Raw genomic sequence first — 23,189 nt, 5'->3', positions numbered from 1 at the left:
GGCTACTCCCCGCCGTATAAATGGCTGGCCCGGTAGTGGGCGACGGCGTGGCGCACAAACACCATGATCACCGCCGATACCGGCAGAGCCAGCAGCACCCCCACAAACCCCGCCAGCTGGCCTCCGGCCATGAGCGCAAAAATCACTGCCACCGGGTGCAGGCCGATACGATCCCCCACCAGCACCGGGGTGAGGAGCACGCTTTCCAGGACCTGCCCTATTCCAAACACCAGCGCTACCCAAAGCAGCATTGTCCATTCCTGGTACTGGGCGTAGGCAACCGCGCAGGAAATCACAATGCCAACCACAAAGCCGAGATAGGGCACGATACTCGCGAGCCCTGCAATCACCCCCAGCACGAGCGCAAACTGTATCCCCACCAGCCACAGGCCGGCACTGTAGATCAGGCCCAGTGAACACATCACCAGAAACTGGCCGCGCAGGAAGGCGCTGAGCACTTCATCGGCTTCGCGCACCATGGTGGTCACGCGGTTGTGCCACGCGACCGGTACCATATTCAGGGACTTTCCAATCAGGATGTCCCAGTCGCGCATCAGGTAAAAGGCCACGACCGGCACCAGTGCCAGGTTGAACAGTCCCAGCAGGAAGCCGGCGCCGGAGCCGGTGATATTCTTGACCGTGGTGGCGGTAACCTTGCCCAGGGACTGCCAGTGCTCCGCCAGCTGCCCCGACCAGTCAATCTCCGGCAGGTGGGCCGCGGGAACGCTCAGGCGGCTTCGCAACCAGGGCACCAGAACCTCGGTAACCCATTGATAGAACTGTGGTATTTTCTGCAGAAGCGCATCCAGCTGCTGCACGATCAGGGGGATGGCCACCAACGTGGCCAGCACCATCAGCGCGGTAAAGAACACGAATACGACGACTACCCCCAGGGTACGACCGAGACCGCGGCGCTCCAGGCGATCGACCAGCGGATCACCCAGGTAGGCGATCAGGGCGCCCAGCACAAAGGGCAGCAAGATCGGGTGGAGCAGGTAAAAAGCCCCCGCGACAAGCGCCAGGCCTGCCAGGGCCATGGGCCAGCGCTGCATCGGCACAGGGCTGGAGCCGGAGGGGTCTAGTTCTGCCATCGGTAGCTCAGGCCGCCAGTGGTCGATCCGCTGCCCGGTCGCAGGCGCGGGTTGAGTTCGATGATCCCGGCAAGCTGCGCCGCGTCGGCTTCCGCTGTCAGCACCAGGCTGAGCGAGTCGCCGGTAACGGCGCTGACGTGGGCGCGGGAAATCGGTTCCAGGCTTTCCAGCCAGGACAGGACCGCGGCGTAATCGGCGTAGCTGGCAATGCCGGAAACGGTCATTGCCAGCGCGCTGCCGTCCATGCCGGAGGCCGCCAGCGCATAGCGCGACGCCATGTCTTCAGCGACCATCACCACACCCTCGCGGAGGAATTCAGGGGCGCTGGAGCGGACCACGCTGCGGTCCTGACGGCCGGTGCCCGACAGGTACACCCAGTCACCGGCAATCTCGCCGGAACTCAGTACCGCGATGCGCCCCGCCAGCACTTCTGTGGCGCGGTAGCGCTCCGAGGCTGCCAGCAGCAGCGTGGCGGGCAGGCTCCAGGCCTCGTCCGGGTCCAGCGCCGCGGTATCGGCCAGATCGAACAGGGGAAAGCGCAGCGGCACACCGCGGCGCCGGAAGCCATCGACCAGGCCCGCCACCAGCTCCGGATCGCTGCCGGGGCCGACGAATCTGCGGCCAGTCTCATCCTCGGCAACCAGCCAGACCAGGACCACGGGCCTGGTGGCCGTCCAGATCGGTGCGCCGGCGGTGGTCAGCAACTCCCGCACCTGGGCGGGATCAAACTCCACCCGGGCGGCCAGGCCCGGGGCGGACCCGGTGCCCCCTGCCACTGTGTCAATCCGGATATAGGAATACTGCCGAACCCGACTGCGGGCCCCGCGCAGTGCCTGCTCGACGGGTGCCAGCGCGAGCACCTCAACGCTGCCGGATACCTTGACCAGTACCTGGGCCAGGCCCTCCGCAGACGCCCGTGCCAGCTCGCCGCTACTGCGATCGGCGACCGGAACGTCGGCGACGTACAGGTCGCGCACCAACTCGGCGCCTACCGCGCCCCGCGCCAATAGCAGCGCCAGACACACCAGAGCCCACAGGGTCCTTGTCAAAGCCGCCTCCTGAGCAGAAATTGAGCGGGCATTGTAGCAGGCAGCGCCTGGGGCGGTAGAACTACATCGTGAAAAATGCCGTCGGCGTGAATCAGGCAGCGTTTAGGGCTAGACTACGCCCCCCTGAAACTGCAGCCGCCTGCACCTGACCCGGACCCGGACAACCATGAGCACACAAGACGGGGGCACCCCCCTAAGCTACAAGGACGCAGGCGTGAACATTGACGCCGGCAACGCGCTGGTGGACCGTATCAAGCAGGTTTCCCGGCGCACCACCCGGCCCGAGGTTCTGGGCGGTCTGGGCGGGTTCGGGGCCCTGTGCGAGCTGCCGGCGGGCTACCGGCAACCGGTATTGGTATCCGGTACCGACGGCGTGGGAACCAAGCTGCGTCTGGCAATGGACATGGGCATCCACGACAGCATCGGTATCGACCTGGTCGCGATGTGCGTCAACGACCTGGTTGTCGCCGGCGCCGAGCCGCTGTTCTTCCTCGATTACTATGCGACCGGTGCCCTGGATGTGGACACCGCAGCTGCGGTGATCAGCGGCATTGGCCGCGGCTGCGAGCTGGCGGGCTGCGCCCTGGTCGGCGGCGAGACCGCGGAGATGCCGGGCATGTACGCGGGCGAGGATTACGACCTGGCGGGGTTTTGCGTGGGCGTGGTGGAAAAGTCCGGGATCATTGACGGCAGCAAGGTCGCCCCGGGCGATTGCCTGCTCGCCATCGGCAGCAGCGGCCCCCATTCCAACGGCTACTCCCTGATTCGCAAGATCATCGAGGTCAGCGGTGCCGATCTGCAGCAACCCTTTGCCGACAGCACGCTGGGGCAGACCCTGCTCACCCCGACCATCATCTACGTGAAACCGTTGCTGGCGCTGTTTCAGCAACTGGAAGTGAAGGCCCTGAGCCATATCACCGGCGGCGGGCTGCCCGAGAACCTGCCTCGGGTATTGCCGGCAGGATGCCGCGCGGTCGTCGATACCGGCAGCTGGCAGTGGCCGGAGATCTTCCAGTGGCTGCAGGCCCAGGGCAATGTCGCCACGCCCGAGATGTATCGCACCTTCAACTGCGGCGTAGGCATGGTCCTGTGTGTGGCGGAGGAAACGGCAGCGCCCGCGCTGCAGGCCCTCGCCGACAGCGGCCTGCTGGCCTGGCGCCTGGGCCACGTTACCGCCGGCGAGCACGGAGTGGAGCTGGCCTGATGTCGGTGAGCCGGATAGCGATCCTGATCTCCGGGCGCGGCTCCAACATGGGTACCTTGCTGCAGGCCTGCGAGCGCGGTGAGCTACCGGCCCAGGTCTGCCTGGTGCTCAGCAACCGTGCCGATGCGGAGGGCCTCGACAATGCCCGCCGGGCGGGTATTGCGACCGCCTGTATCGCCCACGGCGACTACCCCGACAGGGAGGCTTTTGACGCCGCCCTGGTGCGGCGCCTGCAGCAGGCGCAACCGGACCTGGTCATGCTCGCCGGCTTCATGCGGATCCTGACCCCGGTATTTATCACACCTTTTGCCGGTAGATTGTTGAACATTCATCCCTCATTGTTGCCCAACTACCCCGGGTTACATACACACCAGCGGGCACTGGATGCCGGCGACAGCGAGGCCGGCAGCACCGTCCACTTCGTTACCCCGGAACTGGATGGTGGCCCCCCGGTACTGCAGGCCAGGGTACCTATTCTACCCGGTGACACAGCCGACAGCCTCGCCCGGCGGGTCGTTGCCCTGGAACATGAAATCTACCCGCTGGCGGCACTCTGGTACCTGCAGGGACGTCTGACGTTGAACCAACAAGGAGCATTTCTCGATGGACAAAAGATTCCCCCGAGTGGCGTCCCGTATCGGCCGCAGGATGCTGTACGCCACGATGCTGCTGACCGCAGCAACCAGCAGCGTCCTTGCTGAAGAAACCGCACCATGTGCGCCGACCCTGCAGCCCTATAAAGCCGAGTACACCACCACCGCGCGCGGCATGACCGTGACCCTTGAGCGCGAACTGAAGACCGACGGCGAGGGCGGTTACACGCTGACCAATGGCGGCACGTTGCTGGTGGTGGGTTTCCACGAGGTCGCCGTGTTTGCAGTGGAAGATGCCCAGGTCCAACCCCGTTCCTACATCTACCAGGGCACCGGGCTGATCAATCGCCGCCGCGAGGTCCACTTCACCCCGGGAGCGGATACGGTGCGCAGCCTGTACAAGGAAGAATGGTACGAGCTGCCCTACACAGAGGGCACTCTCGACCGCATGAGCCAGCAGGAACAGCTGCGGCTGCACCTGATGAGCAGGGACGATCCGCGCCAGAACATCAGCGTGCGCATCGCCGACGGCAAGCGGGTCAAGAATTACGAGCTGGTGTATGTCAGCGACGAAATCCTGGAAACACCGCTGGGACCGGTAAATGCACTGCATTTCGAGCGCCTGCACGACGACCCGGACCGCGAATCCGACATCTGGTTTGCTCCCGAATGGGATTACCTGATGGTCAAGACTGTCCACATCGAGGACGACAAGCCGGTTGAGGTGTTGCTCTCGGATGCCCGCATCGGCGGCACCCAGGTGGTCGCTTCAAGCGCACGCCATTAACGCCGGCTCAGGCCCTGGGCAGGGTGACGCCGCGCTGTCCCTGGTACTTGCCGCCACGGTCGCGGTAGCTGGTTTCACAGACTTCATCGGACTCAAAAAACAGCATCTGCGCCACGCCTTCATTGGCATAGATCTTCGCCGGCAGGGTGGTCGTATTGGAGAACTCCAGGGTGACATGCCCCTCCCACTCCGGCTCCAGCGGCGTCACGTTGACTATAATACCGCAGCGCGCGTAGGTGGATTTTCCCAGACAGATGGTCAAGACGTTGCGAGGAATACGGAAGTACTCCACGGTACTGGCCAGGGCAAAGGAATTCGGCGGAATCACGCAAACCGCACCCTGCACATCCACAAAGCTGTTTTCGTCAAACGCCTTGGGATCCACCGTCGCTGAATTGATGTTGGTGAAAACCTTGAAATGCTCCGAGCAGCGGACGTCATAGCCGTAACTGGAGGTGCCGTAGGAGATCAACCGGCGCTCCCCGTCCGTGCGCACCTGGCCCGGTTCAAAGGGCTCAATCATGCCGTGCTCTGCCGCCATGCGGCGAATCCACTTGTCTGCCTTGATACTCACCTGAGGGACGCTCCGTTCAGTCGTCGGAAATACTGATGCTGGGGAAGGGCTGGACGTCGCCCGCATCGCGGCCTTCCAGGGCGGCCTGTATCGCCCGCGCTGCATCCAGGTAGAGGGCGCTCTCCGGGGAGTTCGGCGCCGCCATGACCGTCGGTGTGCCGGCATCGGTCTGTTCGCGAATCGACAGGGTCAGGGGCAGGCTGGCCAGCAGCGGCACGCCATAGTCCCGCGCCACCCGCTCACCGCCGGCAGTGCCGAATATATGCTCGGCATGGCCGCACTGGCTGCAGATATGTACCGCCATGTTCTCGACAATACCCAGGATCGGCACATCGACCTTGCGGAACATTTCGATGCCCTTCTGGGCATCCAGCAGGGCAATATCCTGGGGCGTGGTAACAATCACTGCGCCCGCCACGGTTGCCTTCTGCGACAGGGTCAACTGGATGTCGCCAGTGCCCGGGGGCATGTCGATCACCAGGTAATCCAGTTCACCCCAAAGCGTCTGCTCCAGCATCTGCACCAGGGCGCCGCCCGCCATCGGGCCGCGCCAGACCATCGGTGTGCGCTCGCTGGTGAGGTAGGCCATGGACATGGTTTTCAGGCCGTGGGCCATTACCGGCAACAACCACTGGCCATCCTGCTGCTCGGGCTTGGTGCCCTCGGCGATACCCAGCATACGTTGCTGGCTGGGGCCATAGATGTCCGCATCCAGCAATCCGACCCGGGCGCCGAGCACCTGCAGGGCAAGGGCCAGGTTGACGGCGGTGGTGGATTTACCAACGCCACCCTTGCCGGAGGCGACGGCGATAATGTGCTTGATCTTGTTCATGGCGGGCCGGGGGTCTGACTGTGGGTGAAGTGGGGCGAGCGCTCGTGACGGGCCCCGCGGACGCCAGTATAGGGAGTCTCCGCGGCATCGACAATCACTGGCGAACCATTATCAGGTAAGTGAAACCGGGCCGCAAAACCGCTATAGTAACGCCCCTTTTTTCTCGCATGGAAAGTTCAAGCCGATGCCCGACAGCAGCGCGCGCAAGATACTGGTGACCAGCGCCCTCCCCTATGCCAACGGCTCCCTGCACCTGGGGCACCTGCTGGAAATGGTGCAGACCGATATCTGGGTCCGCTTCCAGAAATCGCGGGGGCACGATTGCCTGTACGTCTGCGCCGACGACGCCCACGGCACCGCCATCATGCTGACCGCGGAGAAGCAGGGCATTACCCCGGAAGAGCAGATTGCCCGGATCAAGGCCGAGCACGAGCGCGACGCCGCCGGGTTCTACATCGGCTTTGACAACTACTACAGCACCCACACCGACGAGAACCGCTACTGGAGCGAGGAAATCTACCGGCGCCTGAAGGCCAATGGCCACATCGCCAGCCGCGCCATCGTCCAGGCCTTCGACCCGGAGAAGCAACTGTTCCTCGCGGACCGTTTCATCAAGGGCACCTGCCCCAGCTGCAAGACACCGGACCAGTACGGGGACAACTGCGAGGCCTGCGGGGCGACCTACACCCCCGCGGACCTTATCGACCCGGTCTCGGCCATTTCCGGCGCTCGCCCCGTGCCCAGGGAATCCATCCACTTCTTTTTCACCCTGCCGGCCCTGGCAGACATGCTGCAAGACTGGATAGATTCAGGCACCCTGCAGCCGCAGATTGCCAACAAGCTGCGGGAGTGGACTGACGCCGGCCTGCAGGAATGGGACATCAGCCGCGACGCACCCTACTTCGGCTTCGAGATTCCCGACGAGCCGGGCAAGTATTTCTACGTCTGGCTGGACGCCCCCATCGGCTACATCGCCAGCTTCCAGAACCTCTGCGAACGCAGCGGGCGCGACTTTGACAGCTACTGGCAGGCGGACGCGGACGCCGAGCTGTACCACTTCATCGGCAAGGACATCATCAACTTCCACGGCCTGTTCTGGCCGGCCATGTTGCACTCGGCGGGCCTGCGCACGCCCACCGCCATCTACGTCCACGGCTTCCTGACCGTGAACGGCACCAAGATGTCCAAGAGCCGCGGCACCTTTATCAACGCCGGCACCTACCTGGAGCACCTGGATGCGGAATACCTGCGCTACTACTTTGCCGCGAAGCTGAGTGGCGCAGTCGACGATATCGACCTCAACCTGGAAGATTTCGTGCAGCGGGTCAACGCCGACGTGGTAGGCAAGATCGTCAATATCGCCAGCCGCTGTGCCGGCTTCCTGCGCAAGGGCTTCGCCAACACCACCGCCGAGAGCTGTGCGGAACCGGCGCTGCTGCAAGCGTTTCTCGACGAGGGCGAGGCCATTGCCACAGCCTACGAACAGCGCGAATTCAGCAAGGCCGTGCGCGCCATCGTCGCCCTGGCGGATCGGGCCAACCAGTACATCGACGAGAAGAAACCCTGGGTCCTGGCCAGGGAAACCGGGCGCGAGCAGGAAGTTCACGCGGTCTGCAGCATGGGGGTCAACCTGTTCCGGGTGCTGATGACCTATCTGAAACCGGTGCTGCCGGGCATGGCGGAACGCTCCGAGGCGTTTCTACAATGCTCCCTGGACTGGACCGCCCTTGACGGCCCGCTGCTCGGCCACGAACTGGCGCCGTTCCAGCCTCTGCTGACCCGGGTCGACCCGGCCGCGGTGGAGGCGCTGCTCAGCGCCAGTGCCGAGACGGCCTGAGCCGGCCCCGGGGTGACTAACGATTATAGGCTTATCCCCAACGGGCGATTGTTTCCCGCGGGATAACTACTTACCATTGCGACACACTGGCTGACTTCCTGGCGATGACTCCGTGCTGGCCGACTATTCCATCCTGTTGATCGGGGCCATCCTGGTCAACAACTTCGTCCTGGTGCAGTTCCTCGGGCTGTGCCCGTTCATGGGCGTGTCCAACAAGCTGGAAACCGCCATGGGCATGTCCATGGCCACGACCTTCGTTCTCACCCTGGCGTCAGCCTGCAGCCACCTCACCTACTACCTGCTGCTGGAGCCGCTGGGCCTGGAATACCTGCGCACCATTTCCTTCATCCTGGTGATTGCCGTGGTGGTGCAGTTTACCGAGATGGTGGTGCGCAAGAGCAGCCCGCTGCTGTACCGGGTACTCGGTGTCTACCTGCCGTTGATCACCACCAACTGCGCGGTACTCGGCGTGGCCCTGCTCAATATCAATCGCGACCACAGCTTCCTGCAGGCACTGTTTTACGGCTTCGGCGCCGCCCTCGGCTTCTCCCTGGTACTGGTCCTGTTCGCGGCCATGCGCGAACGCCTCGCCGTCGCCGACGTGCCGGAGCCGTTCCGCGGTCCAGCCATCGGCATGATAACCGCCGGCCTGATGTCCCTGGCCTTCATGGGCTTCGCGGGGCTGGTCTAGGCCGATGGTGGAATTGATTACACAGTACCCGCTGCTTGCTGCCCTGGTCGCGCTGGTGGGCCTGGGCGCGCCTTTTGGCGCCCTGCTGGGCTTTGCCGCCGTGCGCTTTCGCACCGAGGGCAACCCCGTTGTCGACCAGATCAACGCCATCCTGCCCCAGACCCAGTGCGGCCAGTGCGGCTACCCGGGCTGCCGCCCCTATGCCGAGGCCATCGCCAACGGGGAGGCCATCAACAAATGCCCCCCGGGTGGCGAGGCGGGCATCCAGGCGCTGGCGGATCTGCTGGATGTGGAAGCACCGCCACTGGACGCCGAACACGGTGAGGAAAAGGTCAGGACCGTCGCCTTCATTCGCGAAGACGAGTGCATAGGCTGCACCAAGTGCATCCAGGCCTGCCCGGTGGACGCCATACTCGGTGCCGCCAAGCAGATGCATACCGTCATCGCCAGCGAGTGCACCGGCTGCGACCTTTGCGTGGAGCCCTGCCCGGTGGACTGTATCGACATGCTGCCGCTTACGGAGGGCCTGCAGGCCTGGCACTGGCGCCTGCCGGAGCCGGCCAGTCGCAACCTCGACATCATCGCCACTGACACTGAAGCCGCCGAGCGTGCCGCATGAGGCGGGTGTTCGATTTCCACGGCGGCATTCACCCCGCCGAGAACAAGCATCAGTCCCTGCGCAGCCCGATTCGCAACGCCGGCGTCCCGCCGCAGCTGGTCCTGCCCCTGTCCCAGCATATCGGCGCACCGTCGCGACCCCTGGTACAGGTTGGCGAGCGCGTGCTCAAGGGCCAGATGATCGCCGAGGCCAGCGGCCACGTCAGCGTACCGCTGCACGCACCCAGTTCCGGCATCGTAGCCGCCATTGAAGACCGCCCCATCCCCCATCCCTCGGGCTTGAGCGCACCCTGTATTGTCATCGACTGCGACGGCCGCGACGAATGGATCGCGCACCGGGGCGTCGCGGATTTCCGCGACTGCGAGGCGACGGAGCTGCTGGAGCTGATCCGTGCCGCCGGTATCGCCGGCATGGGCGGGGCCGGCTTCCCGGCGGCGGTCAAACTGGCCGGCAAGCCCGGGGCGACGATCAGGACCCTGGTCGTCAATGGCACCGAGTGCGAACCCTACATTACCGCCGACGACATCCTGATGCAGGAGCGGGCGGTGCAGATCATCGAAGGTATCGTCATCCTGTGCCATATCCTGCACCCGGATGAAGTGCTGCTGGGGGTAGAGGACAACAAACCCGAGGCTATCCTTGCGCTGGAGAAGGCGGCAACAGGTACCGCAGTGGAAGTGGTAACCTTCCCCACCAAATACCCGTCCGGCGGGGAAAAGCAGCTGATCGAAATCCTGACCGGCAAGCAGGTGCCCAGCGGAGGCCTGCCGGTGGATATTGGCATCGTGTGCCAGAATGTCGGCACCGCAGTGGCGGTCGGGGATGCCATTCTGCACGGTCAACCGCTGATCTCCCGCATCACCACGGTGACCGGGGAGGCCGTCACCGGACCCCAGAATTTCGAGGTCCTGCTGGGCACGCCCATGCAGCACCTGCTGGACCTCGCCGGCTTCCAGCCCGAGCGCTGCGAGCGTCTGGTCATGGGCGGCCCGATGATGGGCTTTACCCTCGCCAGCCCGCAGGTGCCGGTGGTTAAAACCAGCAACTGTTTGCTGGCGCCCAGTGTCACCGAGCTGCCGGCCCCGCCGCCGGCCCAGCCCTGCATCCGCTGTGGTCTCTGTGCCGAAGCCTGCCCCGCCAGCCTGCTGCCGCAACAATTGTACTGGTTTGCCCGGGGCAAGGAAGTCGAGAAACTGGAACAGCACAACCTGTTTGACTGCATTGAATGCGGCGCCTGCTCCTGGGTTTGCCCCAGCACCATCCCGCTGGTGCAATACTATCGCGCCTCCAAGGCAGATATCCTGCAGCAGCGCCGCGACCACGAGAAAGCCGAACAGGCACGGCTGCGTTTTGAAGCCCGCCAGGCGCGGATCGCGCGCGAAGAGGAAGAGCGGGAGGCGAAACGCGCGGCGCGCAAGCAGGCGGCGGAGAAGCGGGCCGAACAGACGGCGGCCGAGGGCGGCGAGGACCCCATCCAGGCCGCCATTGAGCGCGCCAAGGCGAAGAAAGCTGCCGCTGCGGGCACCTCTGAAACCGAGGCCAACTCATGACGCTGATCAGGATCAGCTCGCCCCACGCCCACGCCAGCATCAGTACCGGCGCGGTGATGCGCCAGGTGCTGCTGGCCACCCTGCCCGGCATCGCGGTGCTCACCTGGTTCTTCGGTTTCGGTACCCTGGTCAACGTACTCTGGGCCTGCCTGGTGGGGGTCGCCTGCGAGACGCTGGCGCTGGCACTGCGCGGCCAATCCCCGGGGTTTTACCTGAAGGATTACAGCGTTCTGGTCACCTCGGTGCTGCTGGGTATCGCCCTGCCGCCCTACGCCCCCTGGTGGTTGATCGCCATCGGCGTGGCCTCGGCGGTACTGATGGCCAAGCATCTCTACGGCGGGCTGGGCTACAACCCCTTCAATCCCGCCATGGTCGGCTACGTGGTGCTGCTGATTTCCTTCCCCCTGCAGATGACAGCCTGGGCACCGCCCCGCGGCCTGGCGGAAGTGCCCGGCCTGTGGCGGGCCCTGCAGGCCTGCTTCCAGCCCGCAAGCTTCGACGCGGTGACCATGGCCACGCCGCTGGATGTGCTGCGGCAGAACGAGAGCCTGCTGCTGGAGGACCTTTGGCAGCAGACGGCCCAGTTCGGGCGCTGGGCAGGGATCGGCTGGGAGTGGGCCAACCTGGCCTTTCTCGCCGGCGGCGCCTGGTTGCTGTACCGGCGCATCTTTACCTGGCACGCACCGGTGGCCATGCTCGCCGCTCTGACCCTGATGGCCGCAGTGTTTCACGACGGCGGCAGCTCCGCCAGCGGCGGCTCGCCCCTGTTCCACCTGTTGAGCGGCGCCACCATGTTCGGTGCCTTCTTCATCATCACCGACCCGGTGTCCTCGGCCGTCTCGGTACGCGGGCGGCTGGTGTTCGGCGCCCTGATCGGCGTCCTGGTCTACCTGATCCGGGTCTGGGGCAACTACCCCGACGCGGTCGCCTTTGCGGTGTTGATTGCCAACTTCGCGGCACCGTTCATCGACCACTACACCCAGCCCCGCACCTATGGCCACCGCAAGACAGGGGGCCAGGCCTGATGCGCGTCCTCGGCTCCATCACCCGCAACAGTGCCCTGCTGGCTGGCTTCGCCCTGCTGACGGCTTTCCTTATAGCCGGCACCTGGCTGCTGACCAAGGACACGATCGCAGCGGAGCGGCGCAAGGCCGAGGAGCGGGCACTGCTGGAGATCATTCCCCGGGAGCGCCACGACAACAGCATGCTGGACGACACCCATCTGCTGCCGGCGGGCAGTCACGGCCTGGGCCTGCGCGAAGACCGGCCAATGTATGTCGCACGCCAGGACGGGCAGCCGGTGGCCGTGATCGTGCCGGTGGTTGCCCGCGACGGTTACAGTGGCGACATTGAGCTCATCGTCGGGGTAAATGCCGATGGCAGCATCGCCGGCGTGCGGGTGCTCAGCCATCGTGAAACACCCGGGCTGGGCGACAAGGTAGAGCTGAAGAAATCGGACTGGATCCTGGACTTTGACGGTCGCTCCCTCGGCGATCCCCCGCCCGCACGCTGGGCGGTGCGCAAGGACGGTGGCGCGTTCGACCAGTTCACCGGCGCCACCATTACCCCGCGGGCCGTGGTTGCGGCCATCCTGCGGGCACTGCAGTATGTCGAGAGTGAGCGCGCCAGCCTGTTTGCTACCCAGGCACCCGCGGGAGAGACCTCATGAGTACGCCCAGTTACGCTGAACTGACCCTCAACGGCCTGTGGAAAAACAACCCGGCGCTGGTGCAGCTGCTGGGCCTGTGCCCCCTGCTGGCGGTAACCGGCAGTGTGGTCAATGCCCTCGGCCTGGCGGCGGCCACCACCCTGGTGCTGGTCTGCTCCAATACCGCGGTGTCGCTGATCCGCAATGTGGTTTCCGACGCCATACGGCTGCCCGTATTCGTAATGATCATCGCCTCCGCCGTCACTTGCGCCGAACTGCTGATGCAGGCATTCGCCTTCGAACTGTACCTGATCCTGGGGATATTCCTGCCCCTGATCACCACCAACTGCACCATCCTCGGCCGCGCCGACGCTTTTGCCAGCAAGCACCCGATCGGGCCCGCGCTCTATGACGGCCTGCTGATGGGTTTGGGGTTCGGGGTGGTACTGGTGCTGCTGGGTGGACTGCGCGAGCTACTGGGTACCGGCGCGCTGTTTGCCAACATGGAGCTGCTGTTCGGCCCCTCTGCCGCCAGCTGGGAACTGGTGCTGGTGGCCGACTACCAGCCTTTCCTGCTCGCCATCCTGCCCCCGGGAGCGTTTATCTTCACCGGGCTGCTGATTGCAGGGAAGAATCTGTTGGATCGCCAGCTCAAGCGCCGCCAGGATGCACTCAGGAGCAAGCCGGTCAAGGGCGCCAAGCGGGTCCGGGTAACGGGCACCATCAGCTGAGCTGGCGGCCCTTCAGGAAGCGTTCGCCTCCGCCGTCACCAGGGTATCAAGCAGGGCGTCCACCGCCGCATCGTCCATGCCCTTGTTGTCCGCGTCACAGCTGTAGCTGACGAACAGCAGCAGCGGCCCCGCGGCCAGGTACCACTCCCGTACAGCCGCATCTTCCTCCACGAACGCCGCCTGCCAGCCGCTGAAATCCCCGCAAGTTGCCTTCTGCCAACGCTGGGGGGCAGCCGATTCTTCTTCGGCGATGCGCAGCAGCTCCGGGGCATCAAAGGCGCCCTGCTCCTTGTGCAGGGTGGTGATCTCGAGGCAGCCAACATCGTCCTCGTCGCCGACCAGGATCGTGCCATCCTCTTCGGCTTCGGCCCACCACTCGCTTGCCAGCGCCATCGACCACCACTCGGTTTCCAGCACGTTCATAGCTTCCTCACAAATCCAGCGACATCAGAATGGCGTCCTCCCGGCCCGGCGGCAGAGGATAATAATTGCGCCGCGTACCGTCGACATGAAAGCCGCAGGACGCGTACAGGCGGCGGGCGCCGGTGTTCGACTTGCGCACCTCCAGCAGGCAGCGCCGGGCGCCGGTTGTCACCAGGGCCTCGATCGCGGCCTCCAGCAACAACACGCCATAGCCACGGCGACGCGCGCTGGAGGCGACCACGATATTGTAGATGCTGCCGTCGTCAAGCTCCCGGGCGAAAACCACCAGGCCCTGCAGTTCATTGTCTGTCTCCAGCAGCAGGGCACGCTCGCGGTTGTCCGCCACGGGCGTACAGCAGCGCAGGTACTGCGCTTCGCTCCAGGGCCACGGTGACGACGCCGCATCCAGACGCGCCATCCGGTAAGCATCGGCGAGCAGCCCGGGCCTGATAGCGGGCGCGGCCGGTGTCATGTCACTAGTTGCCCAGCGCGGCGAGCGCCTGCCAGGCCTCGCGCTTGCGCTGCGGCGACGCCAACAGTTCCCCGGTTGCAGGCAGAAGCACGATGGGCACCCCGTCCAGCTCCGGCTGCAACAGATGCTCCCCCGCCGCCTGGCCCAGCAACACCAGCGCGCGACACTGGCGGTCCTGTACCTGGCGCACGACAAAACCGGTGAGCGCGGCTGCGGCGGCGGCGGCGCTCAGGTCCAGCTGGCGATTGCTGTGCAGGGGCCAATCAAAGCGTGTCACCTGCGGGCTCTCCTGCTTGCGCTGCAGGGCAAAGGCCATGGCGCGAATCAGCTTGAGCGGCTCCTGCTCCAGCTCCGGCCCGGCCAGGGGTTCCAGCCACAGGCAGCCTCCGGCTACCACCGCGGCCAGGTGAAACCTGGGAATGCCCGGGTCTGGAGCCCGGGCCGCCGCCTGGGCGCGATTGGCCGGGGCTGGCGCGGGCGCCTCGCGGCTGGCCTCCGGCCGGGGAACCGGAGAGTCGGCTGCGCCTGCACTGCCGGATACAACAGCGGCGGGTGAAATCGCAGTGGGTGAACTGGCTGGCGGCTGCGCGCGTTCGGCAGGGACCGCGGCTCGCTCTACCGCCGTCCGGCGCGCCACCACCGCCCGGGGTGCGCTGGGAGCCGCGCCGGGCAGCGGCTTTCTGGCCACCAGCAGCTGCAGGCCAAGGGAGTCCAGGCAGGCAAGTTTGTGGAGTTCGCGAAGGGTCGACATTACAGGTCCAAAGCCGGTGCAGCGCCAAGTCTACCAGCTTTCCACGAGGGTACTAGAACCAGCGCCAGCCATGGTCGTTGAAGAAGCGCACCCCGGAGCGCAGGAACCACCAGCGATGACGCCAGCCTTTGCCTGCGCTACCCCCGCCGTAGTGGCGCACCAGCATGCCGGGGAGGTATTCGACAGCACCCTGCCCTGCCAGGCGCAGGGATAAATCAAAATCCTCGAAGTACAGGAAATAACGCTCATCGAAGCCCCCCACTGCCTGCAGCGCGCTACCGCGGACCAGCATGAAACACCCGCTGGCCAGGGGCACTGCCGCGGGCTGGCAGGCAGCGTGGAGGTCATGCATTTCATAGCGCGCCAGGCGGGCAGCAAACAGCCGCTGCACCCGGGCCGGGGCAAAGGCCCGCAGCACCAGCACCAGGACCGTGGGCAGCCGCTTGCTGAGGTAGGCCGGGCTGCCGTCGCCGGCCTCCCCTCGCGGGCACACCAGCGCCACCTGCGGCTGGTTGCGCAGGTACTCGAGGCCCTGTCGCAGGGCGTCCGACGCCGTCGCCACATCCGGATTGAGGATCAGGTGAATGTCCGCCGCATGGTGCTGCAGAGCCTCATTGTGGCCCGCGCCATAGCCGGCATTCACCGGCATCTCCAGAACCTCAAGGCTGACCGCGGATTCTGCCCAGGACTGGCGGCCCAGGTGCTGCTGCAGGGAACGGTGATAATCGCCGCAAACAGAGTTGTCGATCAGCGCCAGGGTTACCGCGCCGAGCTGCCCCGCACTGCGTGCATCCCGGACCGCCCGCAGCAGGGTGCCGAGGGTTTCTTCCAGGCGCAGCAGATCGCTGTGATACAGGACCACAGACACACAGAGGGCGGGCAAAGGGGCGGGCGAGGCGCTCATTGAGCGGCATGGTAGCAGCAGCCACGGGTCACAACCTAGCGCTGGGCTGCTACTATCGCTGCTCACTCGCAGCGATGGCCTAACCCATGAACACTGCCGGCTCCCCGCGCCGCTCCCGCTTTGGTCCGGGCCTTCTGGTGACCGCTGCCTTCATCGGGCCGGGCACCATCACCACCGCCAGCAGCGCCGGCGCTCATTTCGGCTTTGCCCTGCTGTGGGCGCTGCTGTTCTCCGTCGCGGCCACCCTGGTTCTGCAGGAAATGAGCGCGCGGCTCGGCCTGGTCACCCGCGAGGGTCTGGCCGAGGCGATGCGTGCCCACTTTCGCAGCCCACTGTTCGGCAAGTTCGCGGTGCTGCTGATTGTGGCTGCGGTGGGCTTTGGCAACGCGGCCTATGAAGCGGGCAACATCGCGGGAGCGGCGCTGGCTCTCAACAACATCATCAACCCCGGAGACGGTTTCTGGGCTGTCGTTATCGGGGGCAGCGCCGCCCTGCTGCTGGCCAGCGGCCGCTACCGCCTGCTGGAGGGCACGCTGATCCTGCTGGTCCTCACCATGAGTATCGTGTTCCTGCTGACCGCGGCAATGGTCGCCCCCGCCGCGAAGGACCTGCTGCTCGGCCTTCTGCGCCCCACCCTGCCCGAGGGCTCGGTCATGGTAGTGATCGCCCTGGTGGGCACCACCGTGGTGCCCTACAACCTGTTCCTGCACGCGAATGCAGTGCGGGAAAAGTGGTCGGCCGATATACCGGTCGACCAGGCTATCCGCGAGTCGCGGCTGGACAGCGGGCTCTCTATTGGCCTCGGCGGCCTTATCACCCTGGCAATCATGAGCACCGCCGCGGCGGCTTTCTTCAGCACCGGTCTGGCATTCGAGGGGGGTTCCCTGGCCCGGCAACTGGAACCCCTGCTGGGCCCGGCGGCCAGGTACGTTTTTGCAGCCGGCCTGTTTGCGGGCGGCTTCACCAGTGCGATTACCGCACCGCTGGCCGCCGCCTACGCCGTCTGCGGTGCCCTGGGCTGGCGCAATAACCTGTCCGCGCCCGGCTTCCGCCTGGTCTGGGTGACGGTCCTCCTGACCGGCACGCTGTTCGCCGCCCTGGGTACCAGGCCGCTGACTGCGATCCTGTTTGCGCAGATGGCCAACGGCCTGTTGCTGCCAGTGGTCGCGGTGTTTCTGCTGCTGGTGATGAACAGCCGCACACTGTTGGGACAACACACCAATGGCGTCGGTGCCAACCTCCTCGGCGCAATCGTGGTGGCCGTGGCCGTCGGCCTGGGTGTGGTCAAGCTGCTGGGGGTGGCGGGCTGGCTCTGAGCGAATTGGCTTCCGGCCTTTTTACCGGGAAAGTGCTTGCCAAAGCGGGCCGCTCTTGGAATATTGAAGGAACGAGAACAGAGACCGCTTCGACGGTCGGGGAAAGAACCCTCCATTGTTTGTGCAGAAAATCACAAAAACTGTCTATCATCATGTTATTTATACAGTTTTGCTTTTATAACCGTGCTAACCTGTACGCGGATTGATCTGTTCGGAAGGCGTTCGCCCGGAATCTGTCCGGTCGCAGAATAAGACGTTCTCCACTATAGCGGGCACAAGGGGAAGACAATGAATACTCGGTTTGCCACTCTCACCAGCCGGCTCGCAGTCGCGCTAGCCCTGTCATTGACCCTGTTCGCCTGCGGCGGTGGTGGCGGCGGTGGTGGCGGTGGCTTCCTGCCGGAACCAGGTGACGACGATGTCACCTGGTTTCTGTCGCTGGCGCTGCTGGATGCGAACGGTGACCCCACCAGCACCGTAACCTCAACTACCCCCGCAACCCTGCAGGTAAAGGTCAACCGTACCCGCGCCAGCGGCACGCCGATCGCTGATGCGGTGGTAACCGCAACGACCACCCTGGGCGTCTTTTCACCGGATACCGGCACCGGGCTGACCAATAGCGAGGGCGTGGCGACCCTGCAACTGGACACGGATGGCACTCTTGGCGCAGGCACCGTCACCGTGACTGCGGATGCACCCGCTGGCACGGTCACGGAGACGATAAGCTTCCAGATCGTACCCGCCGCCCTGCGTCTGGGCTACTTCCAGGACGGTACCTTCTTTCCCGGTGAGATTGGCATTGAGCCGGCGTCGGATCTGGTTGCGGACGGCTCCGCGCAATTGCTGGTCGCGATAGTGGATGAAGACGGCCTGCGCGTGGACTCCGAGGAAAGCATCCGTATCAGCAGCGAATGCCTGGTCACCGACAGGGCGACGCTGGATCCGGGAAGCCCCATAACCACCACCACCGGCCAGATCAACGTCACCTATACGGCTGTGGGTTGCACCGGAGAGGACAGCCTGACAGCCACCCTGGAAGGCGGTTCCGGCGAGGCTATTGGCGTGATAAGCGTTGCCGAGCCTGTGGCCCGGAGCCTCCGCTTCGTCAGCGCAACACCCGAGACCATCGTCCTCAAGGGTACGGGCGGTGCTGCCGGCGGTGGTGCCGGCCGCCAGGAATCTTCAACCGTGGTTTTCCAGGTAGTCGACGACAGAGACAATCCTCTGGGCGGGGTACGGGTAAACTTCGCGCTCACCACGGATATCGGCGGGCTGCAGCTGTCGCCGTCATCCGCAGTCAGCGATGCCAGCGGCGAGGTCCGGGTTACCGTATCCTCTGGCAACATCCCCACGCCGGTTCGCGTGGCCGCGAGCATCGTGGTCGATGGCAGGACACTCTCAACCGTATCCAGTGTGTTGGTCGTAAGCACTGGTCTGCCCGACCAGGACTCCATCAGCCTGTCGGTCCAAGGCGGCTTCGTTGTCGCGCAGGGCTTTACCGTTGACGGCGTGCGCAAGACACTGACTGTCAGAATGGCAGACAAGTTCAACAATCCCGTGCCGGATGGCACCGCGGCCATATTCACCACCGAATACGGCTCGATCGAGCCTTCCTGCTCGACAACATCGGGCGCCTGCAGCGTAACCTGGACCAGCAGCGAGCCCAGAACCCCGACCTTTGAGGGCGCAGACCGCATCGTCAGAATAAACGACCCGGAAACCTATGGCAGCTGCCCCAGCCACAACGGCAGACCGAACGGCAGAAACGGTGGCTTCCCCTGCCCCGATGACCTCGGCCCCGTGCGTGGCGGCCGCTCCAGGGTGCTGGTCTACGCAGTTGGTGAGGAGTCCTTCATCGACCGCAATGGCAACGGCATCATGGACCGGGATGAGCGGAACCTGTTTGCGAACCTCACCGAGGCTTTCATCGACCACAACGAAGACGGCCGCTTCAATCCGGTGACGGATTGCGACGACAGCCGCAACAGCCTCGCCTGCATCTCCGGTTTCGAGGAGACATTTGTCGATTTTAACAGTGACGGCCGCTTCAATTTCAACGACACCAATTCCTTCACCAACGAAGGACCCGCGGTTTACAACGGCCTTTTGTGCCCGCTGGAAGGTGACGGTGTCTGGTGCAGCCGCGAGCTGGTGAACGTTCGTGCGCAGACCGTGTTGATCCTGTCCGCCGATCCCGACTGGGAAATGATTCTGGTAAACAACCGCACGCGTGGAGTAGTTGACGGAACCAACGAGTCGGATGTCTTCACCGTTTATGTATCGGATATATTCAACAATCGGCCACCTGCGGGTTCAAGCATTTCCGTGTCAGCCACGGGTGAGTGTACCGTTGCGGTCCCAGAAGGTGCTGTGACCGTCCCCGCCAGCGCCGCTCCGGGTGCCTTTGGATTCCGGCTGGAAACTGACGGCGAGGGTGGCGACGGCAACATCAACGTTACCCTCACTCCGACAGGCGGCGCGCCTTTCGCCAAGACATTTGCCTGCCGCTCATCGCCACCTGCCGACGAGTGTGATTTCTCACCACGGCCCGAGGGCTGTGACTGACGCTACAGCAGTTGAGGCCAGCATGTTGCTGGCCTCAATCTCCCCGCTTAATCCCGCGTAGTCTCCCACCCCTCTCCTTCCAGCATTGAAGTCACCCAGTCCGCCACGGTAACGCCGCCGGCGGTCTGCGTCAGGTCGCCAATCAGGAAGGTATGGGCGGGGCCAGCAGCGACGAAGGTTTTCACCCGCTCGGGATACGCGGCCTCGAGGTCATCCAGTTCCTCCTGCAACGCAGCTTCGAAGGCCTCGCCGCCCACCTGCACGAAGGTCACTGCGATGACTGTGTCCCGGGTGTAGCTCATCATTCCCAGGCGGAGGTTGTCGTCTTCCGCAAGCTGGTACTTGTGGTAGTCGGTGGTATGGCCATCGTCGCCGATGCAGGTATCACAGCTTTCCGGGTAAAAGGCCGCGGCGTTCCACTCGGTCAGGAGCTGGGTGATGAATTCGGGCTCATCGATACGGCCGAGGCCGATGCCCGAATCATTGATCAGATCAATGGGGACGTCGGGGTAGAGCTGGCGCACCAATGGCAGCGCATAGGTTGTACCGAACGCTCCGGCACTGACCCCGGTCAGCACGATGCGCCGCGGCGAGGGGAAGGTGGTCACCGCCACATCCAGGGACGCGGACAGGTTGTGCAGACCGCGATGGAAGCGGTCCGTCTGGCCATCATCGTCGGTATCGACGTCCTGATCCCCGGCGTGCAGGGAGCCGTCGCAGTAGGGCAGGTAGGCCATGCTCATGCCAGCCAGTGGGTTGCCGTCGCGGGCCGGGTCGAGCACGCCCAGGGGTGGAATCCCGGGAGCCGCTGCCTCGGTCGCGAGGCACAGGTCAGACCAGCAGGCGCCACCGCCCTGCAGAAAGATCACCAGATCCTCGGAGCCGGTATCGCGGGTGGCCATGGTGTATTCGCCACCGGTCAGGCACAGCGGGCCGTCGCCGGCGCCGAATGTGTGATTGACCACATCGCCATCCTGCTCTGACAGCATCGGCGTGTACTCGCCGAGATAGCGCGCAATACCCTGGTCCAGCAGTTCCTGAAAGGGGACGGCCTCCGGCTCCACCACTTCTGGTGGCGGCGTAACCGGAGCCAGCGGCCCGCTATCGGAACCATCGGTACAGGCGGTCAGGATTGGGAGAAGGCCACCAAGGGCAATTGCCAGGGGTCGGCGGCTGAGGCGCAGAGGCGCCAGAGGTTTATGGGTCCGGGATTTTGTCATTCCTTATTCTCCAGATAGGTCAGCAGTAACCCGATAGTCAGCTGCAGAGCGTATATTCCCCGCTCCCTTGATCTCGCACAAGTGCTTCCCTTGCCTGACGCCAACCTCTGCTCTAAGGTAATTGGGAAGAACAACAAAGAATTGGCAAGGGGCGGACATGGCGAAAGGACGCTTGAGAGGCTGGTGGCAGGCACTGCGCCAGCCGACACAGCGCTATTCCGTACTGGCCCTGCTGGTCGGTGGCATGGCCATCGGGCTGGTGGGCTGGGCAGCGCTGGATTACGGCATGGAAGCCACCAGCACCGAGGAGTTTTGCCTAAGCTGCCACGAGATGCGCGACAACCCCTGGCCCCAGTTGCAGAAAACCAGCCATTACAGCAATGCCACCGGAAACCACGCCACCTGCGCGGACTGCCACCAGCCCAAGGAATTCATTCCCAAGGTGGCACGCAAGATCGAGGCTTCCCGAGAGGTGTGGTGGAGTCTCATGGGGCTGATAGATACCCCGGAAAAATATGCCGCCCATGCCCCGGCGATGAAAGCGCGGGAAATCGCCCGTTTGCGCGCCAACGACTCCCAGGAATGCCGCAACTGCCACGTGGTAGAGCGGATGCAGCTTGAGTTGCAGTCGGCCAAGGCGCAGGAGTACCACCGGGCCATGGCCAGCAACGGCAAGACCTGTATTGACTGCCACACAGGCATAGCCCATCCCGACAACTCCGGGCAGCCAGTGGCGCGCCGCGAATGAACGCCGTCTCAGGAGGACCTCACCCCATGCCTGCCCGACTACTGTTCCTCACCCTGATGTTCGGCGCCCTGGCGACCCTGAGCGCGGCAGCCGCCGAGCCGGGCTACGCCGAAAAGGGTGCAGAGACCTGCATTGGCTGCCACGACTTTGGCGACAGCTCGCCGGTTCACCCCCTGCTGCAGGGAGCGCACGGTGCCAGCGACCACGAGGGCACACCGATGGCGGAGCGCGGTTGCGAAGAGTGCCACGGCCCCAGCGCCGCCCACAGCCGCGCCCCCACCCAGGTGCCGCCAGCGGTCAGCTTCGGGCCGCGCTGGACCACCACCGTTGCCCGGCAGGACGGCCAGTGCCTTGCCTGCCATGGCGATGATACCGCCCGCCACTGGGAGGGCGCCCATCACCAACAGCAGGAGCTGGCCTGCGTTACCTGCCACGATATCCACACCATCCGGGACAGCGTGTTGCAACCGCCGGGGCAGGCGGAAGTCTGCACCCTGTGCCACAAGGAGCAGAAATCCGGGATCCACGGTCTCAGCGAAAAAGTCCACTTCAACCCTGCCTGCAGCAGCTGCCACAGCCCCCACGACAGCAAGAGCCCCCACGGGGTCATGCTGGACAATCGCTCCGAGGGCTGCGCCAGCTGCCACAACCTGGTCGACATGGCCGCTGACCCCGCGGTGTCGGCCAAAGCCACCAGCTACCACAAGGTCATGGCGCAGACTGACAAGACCTGCCTCGGCTGCCATGTGGGTATCGCCCACGTGGCCGCGGCGGGCGTTGCGCCGCTGATCGCCGAGGCCAGCAGCAGCCGCAAGGTGACCCTGTTCTACCCCGGCCAGTCCGACAGCGAGTGGCTGCTGAGCGAGCATCCGGGCTCCCAGCCCCTGCGCCAGGGCAGCAGCTGCCAGCAATGCCACCGTGGCGACGAGGCGGCAATGGGCGCGGCACTTGCCAACGACGATTTCGCCCCCGCTACCCGGGACATCAACGTCAGGGTTGGCTCGGATGCCGGCAATCTGGTGCTGACTATCGACTGGAGCGGCGCGGGCACGGAGCAGGATCTGGCCGTGATGTGGGGCGATGACGGCAACGACGAACTGGCCCGCGCCGGCTGCTTCGCCGCCTGCCACAGTGACATGCCCGGCATGACCCGGGACCGGGGCCAGCAACTGGACAAGTACCTGCTGGCTTCACGGCTGCAGGAGCGCCAGATCGGTCGCCCGCCCGTGGTCCGGGATGAAGCCGCCCTCACTACCCTGCGGGAGGCCGGCAATTTCGCCGAGCTCTGGCGGGTCAAACTGCAGGATCCGGTCACGGTCGAGAGCGGCGTTCTGCTGGCCGGCATCGACTGGCATCAGGACAGCCTGGTAGAAGGCACGGCGCGCTTCAACAACGGGCGCTGGCAGGTCACCCTGCGTCGGCCCCTGAAGCCCTTGCCCGGAGGTCTGGCCTTTGCGCCCGGGCGCGAGATGACCCTGGGCATTGCCCTGCACGGCGCCGACAATCCCGGCGGCAAACACTGGATCTCCCTGCCCCTGACCTTTGCCACCGACGGCATCAATACTGATTTCAAGGTGGATTGAT

General features: G+C 64.8%; 23 protein-coding genes. 14 read left to right on the top strand and 9 right to left on the bottom strand.

What is annotated here, in order from left to right:
• Positions 1-2 precede the first annotated feature (2 nt).
• Together Q6D67_RS10765 and Q6D67_RS10760 are read right to left on the bottom strand one after the other, a co-directional pair.
• Complete coding sequence (locus Q6D67_RS10765) at positions 3-1,091, bottom strand: AI-2E family transporter (protein ID WP_304705615.1); 1,089 nt, start codon at positions 1,089-1,091, stop codon at positions 3-5.
• Positions 1,079-2,140: a DUF2066 domain-containing protein gene (locus Q6D67_RS10760; protein WP_304705614.1), complete on the bottom strand. Its 1,062-nt coding sequence runs from the start codon at positions 2,138-2,140 to the stop codon at positions 1,079-1,081. The genes Q6D67_RS10765 and Q6D67_RS10760 overlap by 13 nt, the downstream gene beginning before the upstream one ends.
• 166 nt (positions 2,141-2,306) lie before the next feature.
• On the opposite strand from Q6D67_RS10760, the gene purM reads away from it, so the two are divergent.
• The 3 genes from purM to Q6D67_RS10745 are packed head-to-tail and all read left to right on the top strand — an operon-like array spanning position 2,307 to position 4,724.
• On the top strand, positions 2,307-3,344 hold the full coding sequence (gene purM / locus Q6D67_RS10755; RefSeq protein ID WP_304705613.1) for a phosphoribosylformylglycinamidine cyclo-ligase: 1,038 nt from the start codon (positions 2,307-2,309) through the stop codon (positions 3,342-3,344).
• Positions 3,344-4,045 (top strand): phosphoribosylglycinamide formyltransferase, encoded by a 702-nt coding sequence (gene purN / locus Q6D67_RS10750; protein ID WP_304705612.1) that lies wholly within the window; start codon positions 3,344-3,346, stop codon positions 4,043-4,045. Before purM ends, purN begins: the two co-directional genes overlap by 1 nt.
• Positions 4,008-4,724, top strand: coding sequence for a DUF3108 domain-containing protein (locus Q6D67_RS10745; protein WP_304705611.1), 717 nt, complete (start codon positions 4,008-4,010; stop codon positions 4,722-4,724). The genes purN and Q6D67_RS10745 overlap by 38 nt, the downstream gene beginning before the upstream one ends.
• 7 nt (positions 4,725-4,731) lie before the next feature.
• On the opposite strand, the gene dcd is transcribed toward Q6D67_RS10745, so the two are convergent.
• Together dcd and apbC are read right to left on the bottom strand one after the other, a co-directional pair.
• The gene (dcd, locus tag Q6D67_RS10740; protein WP_304705610.1) at positions 4,732-5,298 is read right to left on the bottom strand and encodes a dCTP deaminase; all 567 of its coding nucleotides are present in this window, start codon (positions 5,296-5,298) and stop codon (positions 4,732-4,734) included.
• A gap of 16 nt (positions 5,299-5,314) precedes the next feature.
• Entirely contained in the window at positions 5,315-6,130 is an 816-nt protein-coding gene (gene apbC, locus Q6D67_RS10735) for an iron-sulfur cluster carrier protein ApbC (protein ID WP_304705609.1), read from the bottom strand.
• Between the two features lie 184 nt (positions 6,131-6,314).
• Between apbC and metG the strand changes: the two genes are divergently transcribed.
• From metG to Q6D67_RS10700, 7 genes are all read left to right on the top strand, one after another.
• Entirely contained in the window at positions 6,315-7,967 is a 1,653-nt protein-coding gene (gene metG / locus Q6D67_RS10730; RefSeq protein WP_304705608.1) for a methionine--tRNA ligase, read from the top strand.
• A 112-nt stretch (positions 7,968-8,079) separates the two neighbouring features.
• Positions 8,080-8,658 (top strand): electron transport complex subunit RsxA, encoded by a 579-nt coding sequence (rsxA, locus tag Q6D67_RS10725; RefSeq protein ID WP_370551947.1) that lies wholly within the window; start codon positions 8,080-8,082, stop codon positions 8,656-8,658.
• 4 nt (positions 8,659-8,662) lie between these two features.
• Positions 8,663-9,277, top strand: coding sequence for an electron transport complex subunit RsxB (gene rsxB, locus Q6D67_RS10720; protein ID WP_304705607.1), 615 nt, complete (start codon positions 8,663-8,665; stop codon positions 9,275-9,277).
• Positions 9,274-10,827: an electron transport complex subunit RsxC gene (gene rsxC, locus Q6D67_RS10715; RefSeq protein WP_304705606.1), complete on the top strand. Its 1,554-nt coding sequence runs from the start codon at positions 9,274-9,276 to the stop codon at positions 10,825-10,827. Before rsxB ends, rsxC begins: the two co-directional genes overlap by 4 nt.
• Positions 10,824-11,852 carry an electron transport complex subunit RsxD gene (rsxD, locus tag Q6D67_RS10710; protein WP_304705605.1) on the top strand — a complete coding sequence of 343 codons (1,029 nt, stop codon included), beginning with the start codon at positions 10,824-10,826 and terminating at the stop codon, positions 11,850-11,852. Before rsxC ends, rsxD begins: the two co-directional genes overlap by 4 nt.
• Positions 11,852-12,496 carry an electron transport complex subunit RsxG gene (rsxG, locus tag Q6D67_RS10705; RefSeq protein WP_304705604.1) on the top strand — a complete coding sequence of 215 codons (645 nt, stop codon included), beginning with the start codon at positions 11,852-11,854 and terminating at the stop codon, positions 12,494-12,496. The genes rsxD and rsxG overlap by 1 nt, the downstream gene beginning before the upstream one ends.
• Entirely contained in the window at positions 12,493-13,206 is a 714-nt protein-coding gene (locus Q6D67_RS10700) for an electron transport complex subunit E (RefSeq protein ID WP_304705603.1), read from the top strand. Before rsxG ends, Q6D67_RS10700 begins: the two co-directional genes overlap by 4 nt.
• 12 nt (positions 13,207-13,218) lie before the next feature.
• Here the strand turns inward: Q6D67_RS10700 and Q6D67_RS10695 are convergent, their stop codons facing one another.
• From Q6D67_RS10695 to Q6D67_RS10680, 4 genes are read right to left on the bottom strand one after another with little or no spacing between them, the layout of a single operon-like run.
• The gene (locus tag Q6D67_RS10695) at positions 13,219-13,629 is read right to left on the bottom strand and encodes a hypothetical protein (protein WP_304705602.1); all 411 of its coding nucleotides are present in this window, start codon (positions 13,627-13,629) and stop codon (positions 13,219-13,221) included.
• 7 nt (positions 13,630-13,636) lie between these two features.
• A complete protein-coding gene (locus tag Q6D67_RS10690) occupies positions 13,637-14,101 on the bottom strand; it encodes a GNAT family N-acetyltransferase (RefSeq protein ID WP_304705601.1) in 465 nt (154 codons plus the stop codon).
• A 4-nt stretch (positions 14,102-14,105) separates the two neighbouring features.
• Positions 14,106-14,852 carry a hypothetical protein gene (locus tag Q6D67_RS10685; RefSeq protein WP_304705600.1) on the bottom strand — a complete coding sequence of 249 codons (747 nt, stop codon included), beginning with the start codon at positions 14,850-14,852 and terminating at the stop codon, positions 14,106-14,108.
• A 52-nt stretch (positions 14,853-14,904) separates the two neighbouring features.
• Positions 14,905-15,756, bottom strand: coding sequence for a glycosyltransferase family 2 protein (locus tag Q6D67_RS10680; RefSeq protein ID WP_304705599.1), 852 nt, complete (start codon positions 15,754-15,756; stop codon positions 14,905-14,907).
• Positions 15,757-15,842: 86 nt separating this feature from the next.
• On the opposite strand from Q6D67_RS10680, the gene Q6D67_RS10675 reads away from it, so the two are divergent.
• Together Q6D67_RS10675 and Q6D67_RS10670 are read left to right on the top strand one after the other, a co-directional pair.
• Positions 15,843-17,072: an Nramp family divalent metal transporter gene (locus Q6D67_RS10675; RefSeq protein ID WP_304705598.1), complete on the top strand. Its 1,230-nt coding sequence runs from the start codon at positions 15,843-15,845 to the stop codon at positions 17,070-17,072.
• Positions 17,073-17,360: 288 nt separating this feature from the next.
• On the top strand, positions 17,361-19,637 hold the full coding sequence (locus tag Q6D67_RS10670; RefSeq protein ID WP_304705597.1) for a hypothetical protein: 2,277 nt from the start codon (positions 17,361-17,363) through the stop codon (positions 19,635-19,637).
• 47 nt (positions 19,638-19,684) lie between these two features.
• Here Q6D67_RS10670 and Q6D67_RS10665 read toward each other — a convergent pair whose 3' ends face one another.
• On the bottom strand, positions 19,685-20,857 hold the full coding sequence (locus tag Q6D67_RS10665; RefSeq protein WP_304705596.1) for a pectin acetylesterase-family hydrolase: 1,173 nt from the start codon (positions 20,855-20,857) through the stop codon (positions 19,685-19,687).
• Between the two features lie 157 nt (positions 20,858-21,014).
• On the opposite strand from Q6D67_RS10665, the gene Q6D67_RS10660 reads away from it, so the two are divergent.
• Entirely contained in the window at positions 21,015-21,605 is a 591-nt protein-coding gene (locus Q6D67_RS10660; RefSeq protein ID WP_304705595.1) for a NapC/NirT family cytochrome c, read from the top strand.
• A 26-nt stretch (positions 21,606-21,631) separates the two neighbouring features.
• A complete protein-coding gene (locus tag Q6D67_RS10655; RefSeq protein ID WP_304705594.1) occupies positions 21,632-23,188 on the top strand; it encodes a cytochrome c3 family protein in 1,557 nt (518 codons plus the stop codon).
• The last annotated feature ends 1 nt before the right edge of the window (position 23,189 follow it).

Origin of the sequence: Haliea sp. E1-2-M8 (assembly GCF_030649675.1) — a bacterium.
GTDB lineage: Bacteria > Pseudomonadota > Gammaproteobacteria > Pseudomonadales > Halieaceae > Haliea.
Note: the sequence above shows the minus strand (reverse complement) of the source record. Positions and strands in the feature narration are given on the sequence as shown.

What these genes read in the sequence shown, in the direction of transcription:
- metG (WP_304705608.1), top strand. Translation starts at nt 6,315, where the DNA reads ATGCCCGACAGCAGCGCGCGCAAGATACTGGTGACCAGCGCCCTCCCC.
- rsxG (WP_304705604.1), top strand. Translation starts at nt 11,852, where the DNA reads ATGCGCGTCCTCGGCTCCATCACCCGCAACAGTGCCCTGCTGGCTGGC.
- Q6D67_RS10670 (WP_304705597.1), top strand. Translation starts at nt 17,361, where the DNA reads ATGAATACTCGGTTTGCCACTCTCACCAGCCGGCTCGCAGTCGCGCTA.
- Q6D67_RS10660 (WP_304705595.1), top strand. Translation starts at nt 21,015, where the DNA reads ATGGCGAAAGGACGCTTGAGAGGCTGGTGGCAGGCACTGCGCCAGCCG.
- rsxB (WP_304705607.1), top strand. Translation starts at nt 8,663, where the DNA reads ATGGTGGAATTGATTACACAGTACCCGCTGCTTGCTGCCCTGGTCGCG.
- Q6D67_RS10675 (WP_304705598.1), top strand. Translation starts at nt 15,843, where the DNA reads ATGAACACTGCCGGCTCCCCGCGCCGCTCCCGCTTTGGTCCGGGCCTT.
- rsxD (WP_304705605.1), top strand. Translation starts at nt 10,824, where the DNA reads ATGACGCTGATCAGGATCAGCTCGCCCCACGCCCACGCCAGCATCAGT.
- Q6D67_RS10745 (WP_304705611.1), top strand. Translation starts at nt 4,008, where the DNA reads ATGCTGCTGACCGCAGCAACCAGCAGCGTCCTTGCTGAAGAAACCGCA.
- Q6D67_RS10665 (WP_304705596.1), bottom strand. Translation starts at nt 20,857, where the DNA reads ATGACAAAATCCCGGACCCATAAACCTCTGGCGCCTCTGCGCCTCAGC.
- Q6D67_RS10690 (WP_304705601.1), bottom strand. Translation starts at nt 14,101, where the DNA reads ATGACACCGGCCGCGCCCGCTATCAGGCCCGGGCTGCTCGCCGATGCT.
- rsxC (WP_304705606.1), top strand. Translation starts at nt 9,274, where the DNA reads ATGAGGCGGGTGTTCGATTTCCACGGCGGCATTCACCCCGCCGAGAAC.
- Q6D67_RS10685 (WP_304705600.1), bottom strand. Translation starts at nt 14,852, where the DNA reads ATGTCGACCCTTCGCGAACTCCACAAACTTGCCTGCCTGGACTCCCTT.
- purN (WP_304705612.1), top strand. Translation starts at nt 3,344, where the DNA reads ATGTCGGTGAGCCGGATAGCGATCCTGATCTCCGGGCGCGGCTCCAAC.
- Q6D67_RS10655 (WP_304705594.1), top strand. Translation starts at nt 21,632, where the DNA reads ATGCCTGCCCGACTACTGTTCCTCACCCTGATGTTCGGCGCCCTGGCG.
- apbC (WP_304705609.1), bottom strand. Translation starts at nt 6,130, where the DNA reads ATGAACAAGATCAAGCACATTATCGCCGTCGCCTCCGGCAAGGGTGGC.
- Q6D67_RS10695 (WP_304705602.1), bottom strand. Translation starts at nt 13,629, where the DNA reads ATGAACGTGCTGGAAACCGAGTGGTGGTCGATGGCGCTGGCAAGCGAG.
- Q6D67_RS10680 (WP_304705599.1), bottom strand. Translation starts at nt 15,756, where the DNA reads ATGAGCGCCTCGCCCGCCCCTTTGCCCGCCCTCTGTGTGTCTGTGGTC.
- Q6D67_RS10765 (WP_304705615.1), bottom strand. Translation starts at nt 1,091, where the DNA reads ATGGCAGAACTAGACCCCTCCGGCTCCAGCCCTGTGCCGATGCAGCGC.
- purM (WP_304705613.1), top strand. Translation starts at nt 2,307, where the DNA reads ATGAGCACACAAGACGGGGGCACCCCCCTAAGCTACAAGGACGCAGGC.
- Q6D67_RS10700 (WP_304705603.1), top strand. Translation starts at nt 12,493, where the DNA reads ATGAGTACGCCCAGTTACGCTGAACTGACCCTCAACGGCCTGTGGAAA.